Origin of the sequence: Streptomyces sp. NPDC050743 (assembly GCF_044456925.1) — a bacterium.
GTDB lineage: Bacteria > Actinomycetota > Actinomycetes > Streptomycetales > Streptomycetaceae > Streptomyces.
Genome location: NZ_JBITGJ010000226.1, coordinates 1 through 5,754 on the forward strand (window position 1 = coordinate 1; position 5,754 = coordinate 5,754).

6 protein-coding genes and 1 pseudogene are annotated in these 5,754 nt (G+C 69.4%); 1 reads left to right on the plus strand and 6 read right to left on the minus strand.

Features of this window, described 5'->3' with window-relative positions:
• The first annotated feature begins 429 nt into the window (after positions 1–429).
• Entirely contained in the window at positions 430–1,659 is a 1,230-nt protein-coding gene (locus ACIBJF_RS51705; RefSeq protein WP_399184843.1) for an IS110 family transposase, read from the plus strand.
• 62 nt (positions 1,660–1,721) lie between these two features.
• Here the strand turns inward: ACIBJF_RS51705 and ACIBJF_RS51710 are convergent.
• From ACIBJF_RS51710 to ACIBJF_RS51735, 6 genes and pseudogenes are all read right to left on the minus strand, one after another.
• Positions 1,722–2,117: pseudogene (locus ACIBJF_RS51710) on the minus strand (VOC family protein); the annotation flags it as partial.
• Positions 2,114–3,367, minus strand: a complete 1,254-nt coding sequence (locus ACIBJF_RS51715; protein ID WP_399184844.1) for an IS256 family transposase — start codon at positions 3,365–3,367, stop codon at positions 2,114–2,116. The gene ACIBJF_RS51715 and the pseudogene ACIBJF_RS51710, both read right to left, overlap by 4 nt.
• A 126-nt stretch (positions 3,368–3,493) precedes the next feature.
• Positions 3,494–4,036 carry a hypothetical protein gene (locus ACIBJF_RS51720; RefSeq protein ID WP_399184845.1) on the minus strand — a complete coding sequence of 181 codons (543 nt, stop codon included), beginning with the start codon at positions 4,034–4,036 and terminating at the stop codon, positions 3,494–3,496.
• Positions 4,036–4,719, minus strand: coding sequence for a hypothetical protein (locus ACIBJF_RS51725; RefSeq protein ID WP_399184846.1), 684 nt, complete (start codon positions 4,717–4,719; stop codon positions 4,036–4,038). The genes ACIBJF_RS51720 and ACIBJF_RS51725 overlap by 1 nt, the downstream gene beginning before the upstream one ends.
• 25 nt (positions 4,720–4,744) lie before the next feature.
• The gene (locus ACIBJF_RS51730; protein WP_399184847.1) at positions 4,745–5,107 is read right to left on the minus strand and encodes a hypothetical protein; all 363 of its coding nucleotides are present in this window, start codon (positions 5,105–5,107) and stop codon (positions 4,745–4,747) included.
• The gene (locus tag ACIBJF_RS51735) at positions 5,104–5,676 is read right to left on the minus strand and encodes a YqjF family protein (protein ID WP_399184848.1); all 573 of its coding nucleotides are present in this window, start codon (positions 5,674–5,676) and stop codon (positions 5,104–5,106) included. The genes ACIBJF_RS51730 and ACIBJF_RS51735 overlap by 4 nt, the downstream gene beginning before the upstream one ends.
• Positions 5,677–5,754 lie beyond the last annotated feature (78 nt).

Below are 5,754 nucleotides of genomic sequence, written 5' to 3' on the forward strand. Positions count from 1 at the left end.
GCTCACCTGGGGCTCCTTCGCCGTCACGAAGTGGGTGACTGGCGTCTACCCAGACCACCCGCGGAGGGCGGGACTTCGCCCCTTCATCGCATCAAGACCTAATAGCAGTGCACGGCGTCGGATGACCCCTACTCAAGACTCGGAGCCGGACTCCTGTCCACAGGCAGAGGGCTCCGTCGCCGTGCACTCATGTGAGTGAGCTTCGATCGCCCTCCACAAGGGCATTCATGATCGCGACCCGAGCCGTCCGTACGATCACCCGCTCCTCAACACGCGAGCCACGGAGCTCTCTCCGAAGACCGGGGCCGTGCGGCCTGCTGGGGCCACGAACAGCTCATCGGATGTCGGGCCACTGAGCCCTCCTATTAGGTCGCTGCGTGTCCCCGCACAGGCTCACACGCTGGGCAAACACGGGAGAGAGGAGCAGGCTTGACGATCACCTGCGGAATCGACTGGGCCGAGAACCATCACGACGTGGCCCTGGTCGACGAGGCCGGACAACTCGTCGCCAAGCGGCATATCAACGACGATGCGGAGGGCTATCGCCAGCTGCTCAACCTTCTGGCCGAGGCCGGAGACAGCCCACAGGATCCCATCCCCGTCGCCGTCGAGACCGCACGCGGCCTGCTGTTCGCCTGCCTGCGCGCCACCGGCCGGAAGGTGTACTCGATCAACCCGATGGCGGTCGCCCGCTACCGTGAGCGTCACCGTGTAGCCCGGGCGAAGTCCGACCACGCCGACGCCATGGCGCTGGCCAACATCCTGCGCACAGACGCCGCTGTCCACCGGCCGTTGCCGGCCGACTCCGAACTGGCCCAGGCCATCTCAGTCCTGGCCCGGGCCCAGCAGGACGCAGTCTGGAATCGGGCCCAGCTGAACAACCAGCTCCGCTCTCACCTCAAGCAGTACTTCCCGGCTGCACTAGCGGCCTTCCAGGTCCGGGGCGTCGGCCTGGACTCCCGAGAGGCGCGGGCCGTGCTCGCCGCCGCGCCGGACCCGGCGTCGGCGGCGCGACTGACCCGCACCCAGCTGCGGTCGCTGCTGCGCAAGTCCGGGCGGCAGCGCAACATCGACACCTGGACCGACCGCCTGCGGACCGTTTTCACCGGCGACTACCTCCACCAACTTCCCTTGGTGGAGCAGGCGATGGGGCGTCAGACCGCTGCTCTCGTACGACAGTTGGACGCAGCCTGCCAGGCCGCGGACGACCTCGCAGCCGCAGCGGCCAAGGCATTCTTCCAGCACCCGGATAGCGAGATCATCAGCAGTTTCCCGGGCATCGGACCGCTCACCGGGGCTCGTGTGCTTGGTGAGATCGGCGACGACCGCTCCCGCTTCCGCGACGCACGCGCTTTGAAGGCATACGCCGGAGCCGCACCGATCACCGTCGCCAGCGGCAAGAGCCACGCCGTTCACCATCGACGCGTCAAGAATCAGCGGTTGGCCGCAGCCGGCTACGTCTGGATCTTCGGAGCACTTCCTTCCCCGCAGGTCAAAGAACACTATGACCGGCGCAGGGCCCGCGGGGACCGACACACCGCCGCCATGCGGAACCTGTTCAACCGCTTCCTCGGATGCCTGCATCACTGCCTGGCCACTGGGCAGAGGTTTGACCCGTCCAAGGCTTTTCCGGGCGCCGGAGCAGCTGCTGTCTCTTGACTTCCTACGAAGCTCGGATGTCTGTGGACCTGCTGATCTCGGTTTCGGTCGGGTGACTTGATCGCGACGAGCTCGATTTCGAAAGCGTCGTCGTTCTCCAGGTAGGCGGCGTAGTGCTGTCCACCGCCGGCGTATGGGTGCCGCTCGGGGAACATCAGGTGCCAACCGTGTCGGGCGGCGTCGGCTGTCAGCTTCTCGACCATGGCGGCGTCTTCGACGTGGAAGGCCAGGTGGTTCAGTCCCGGGCGGCGGCGGTCGTGCTGTTCGGCGGTCAGGTCCGGGGACTGCTCGATGACCAGGTAGGTCGGCCCGAGCCGCCAGCTGCGGCCGCCGTCCCAGCTTTGGAAGAGGGTGTAACCCAGCGCCTCCAGCAGCCAGCCGAGCGAGGCGAGCGCGCGGTGGAGGTCCGGCACCCACAGCTCGACGTGATGCAGCGTGCCGTGCGTTGGCTGGCTCATGCTGCGACCGCCTCGGGACGCTGGACGAGCTGGCCGCGCTCGAAGCGGGCTCCGGCGCGGACGAGGGCGACGAGGTGGGGTGCGTTCACCGCCCGCCAGCGGGCTTGGGCGGACCCGACGAGCTTGAAGACCATGGCCAGGGCGGCGGTGCGGGAGCCGGCGCCGCGGGTGTCCTTGGTCCGCAACCGGACGGTGGCAAACGTCGACTCGATCGGATTCGTGGTCCGCAGGTGGATCCAGTGCTCGGCCGGGAAGCCGAAGAATGCCAGCAGCTGCTCCTGATCGTCCGTGACCTTCTTGACGGCCTTGGGGAACTTCGCCCCGTAGAGCTTGGCGAACGTCTTGATCGCCTGCACCGCGTGGTCGCGGTCTTCGGCGTTGGAGATGTCCTGGATGGCCTTCTTCGCGCCGGGCTGCGCGGACTTGGGCAGGGCGTCGAGGACATTGGCGGTTTTGTGAACCCAGCACCTCTGCTCGCGGGTGGCGGGGAACACCTCGGCCAGGGCCTTCCAGAAGCCCAGGGCGCCGTCACCGACCGCCAGGACTGGGGCGCGCATATCGCGGCGGGTGCGGTCGCGCATCAGGTCGGCCCAGGACTCGGCGGATTCGCGGTAGCCGTCCTTGAGCGCGACCAGTTCCTTCGAGCCGTCGGCGCGCACGCCGACCAGGACGAGCACGCAGGCTTTGGCTTCCTCCAGGCGGACGTTGAGGTGGATGCCGTCGGCCCACACGTACACGTAGTCGACCTCCGACAGGTCGCGGTCCATGAACGCGGCGTGGTCGGCCTGCCACTGCTGGGTCAGCCGGGTGACCGTCGCGGGCGAGAGTCCGGCCGAGCTGCCCAGGAAGTGCTCCAGCGCCGGAACGAAGTCCCCCGAGGACAGGCCGTGCAGGTAGAGCAGCGGCAGCACCTCACTGATCTTCGGGGACTTGCGGCACCACGGCGGCAGGATCGCGGAGGAGAACCGCTTGCGCTCGCCCGTGGCCTCGTCGACGCGCTTGTCGTTCACACGCGGGGCCTTGACCTCGACCGCACCGGCCGCGGTGGTGACCTTCCTCGGCTGGTGGTAGCCGTTGCGGACCACGAGCCGCCGCCCGGTCTCGTCCCGCTGGTCGGCCAACTCGGCTATGTAGGCGTTGACTTCGGCCTCCAGAGCCGCCGCGAGCATCCGCCGCGCGCCCTCCCGAACGATCTCGTCGATCAGGGAGCCGTTCGGCGTGGTGCCGTCGTCGTTGACTACGCTGAGCACGGGGTGCCTTCCCGACCGGTGCTGCGAACACCGGCCTACTCGATGACCATCAGTCGATCACTCGGGAAGGTACGCCCTTCGCGTGCTCCCCGGGCTCGATCCACAGGCCTTGAGCATGCCTCTCGCTCAGTCGGCCGTTGTGCGTAGTGCCGCTTCGGCTTGGCGGATGCGCCATTCCTCCACGGTGTCCTGCTGCCGTCGGGCCCGCTCCAGCAGCCTGTCGAGCAGGGCTGGATCGAGGCGGTCGTCCGTCCCGGTGAGCCGGCGCAGGGTCTGCCATCCGGCCGCCTTGCCCTCCACCCCCAGCCGCAGCGCCTCCAGTTCCAGCACGGTGCTCAGCGGAGAGCGTCGCACCAGGCGGCCGTTGCCCTTCAGCCGTGCCAGTTTTTCCGCGACCCAGCCCGCGCACACCTTGTAGCGGTGTACGGGGACGCCCAGGTCCCGCATGATGCCGACGAGCGCCGTCCGGTCCTGGGCGATGTCGGTGGCGACGGGCCCGAGCGCCCGGCCGAGCGCGGAACCACGGGCGGCACGTGCCAGGTGGCCGGCCCGCTGGGTGCCTGCGGTCGCGCCGGCGAGGTGGTCGTTCAGATAGATGCCGAGCAGCTTTATGTCGGCGCCGTGTACGGACGGGTGGCGCGGAGGTGAGCTCCGTGGTGGGGCGTTCATCAGAAGCCTCCTTCTTGTGCGCGTGGCTGCCGTGTAGCCGGGGATGCAAGAGGTTCGGGCGTGCGCGGTGTACTCACCGTCGTCGTGACGCGTACGAGGCAGGGCGTGCGGGGCGTGGAGCCGAAGCCGAACCGTACGGGCGGTTCCACCGCGGTGAGGGCGCCGAGGTCTCGCCCCTCGAGGATCGCGGTCGCCGCCATGATCAGATGCAGATCGCGGGCGCCGTACCACTCATATCGGTCGCCGCCGGCCGTCCCACGGGTACGAACGCCCAGGAGAAGGCGGGCGAGCGGGCCCGTCGCCGCCGTCCAGAAGGGCCGGGCGGCCAGCGCACCGGGGACCGCCCGCAGCAGCAGCCCCACGGGGCCGCGCCGGCCGGCGGTGAACCGGAGGTCGAGCAGCGGGCCTGCGGTGACCGTCCAGTCGTCGCCGGTGACGCGGACGCGTACGGGTTCGATCCAGACCTCGTCGAAGGAGTATGTGCCGGCGATGAAGTCCGCCGTACGCCGGGTGGGGGCCAGCAACAGGCGGTGACCGTCGGCCCGTTCGAGCATCACGTCGCTGAACGGCCCAAGGGAGGAGCGGGGCCAGTAGCCGAGGATCAGGCGGGCGCCGGACGCCGTGCCGATCCCGGCGATCCAGCCGTCGAAGCGCAGCCGGGTAGTCCGCGCGGATCGGCGCATCAGGGTGCCTCGGCGGCGGTCCCGTTCATCCGCCCGCGGCCGGCCCGATTCGGCCGCACCGGCGCCACGCCAGCAGCCATCCGGTCTGCATCGCCGCGTCCAGCAGATAGGTCGCACGGATCCGGCCCATGGGCACGTACACCACGTCGACGGCCAGCAAGGTCACGGCCGTTCCCAGGCCCGTGCGACGGGCCTGACGCACCCCACCGGCCGGGGTGAACAGCAGGCTCCATCCAGCCGTGGCCAGCAGTCCGGCCGTCGTGCGCTGGAGCCATTCCTCGGACTTGGGTCCAAAAACCCACTCGAAGCTGCGCAGGTGCAGCAGCGGCCAGCCCCCGCCAACCAGGTTGAACGCCCCCTGGGCCCGCGCCACGAGCACCGGGTTCATCCCTGTCTCCTCGCTGTCGGCCGCACCGGGCGCGAGACCCCGAAGCGGACCTTGTGGACCCCATCCGAGAAGTGCACGAGCGGCTCCTGTGCGGGCGGCGGCAGCCCGGCCTCCCGGGTGAGGGTCTCCTGGAGGTCGTCCAGGCGCGCAGCCCGCAGCGGCCAGGGCTCATGCTCGACGGGCGTCTGCCAGAGCACGCCGCAGCCCCGTGTGAAGGCCCGCCACCGCGACGTCAGCCACACGTCCCGTGGGCTCGGCTGGACCGGCTCGCCCGGAAGGACCACCACGCGGTACGACCGCCCGCCATGCCCCCGCGCCCCGGCGTAGGTCACCACATCACCGGCGCGCGACAGCGTCAGGTGCCCGAGGTGGTACGGCGCACCGATCAGACGGGCGGCCAGCATGACCGGGGAACTCACCTCGAGGGTCAGGAACCACAGGCCGTCCCGGCCGTCCCGCGCGCGTACATACGTGCGCAGGTTGGTCTCCGCGAAGGAGGGCAAGGCAGCAGGTACACCCGGCGGGCGCGCGCCGGCCATCACGAACGGTGTAAGGCTCACCAACTTCATTGGTAATCCCTAGTGTTGTGCATGTATTGTTGCGTGGGTGGAGTTGCTGCGTATGTCCAAGGCTGCGAAGCGTCTCGG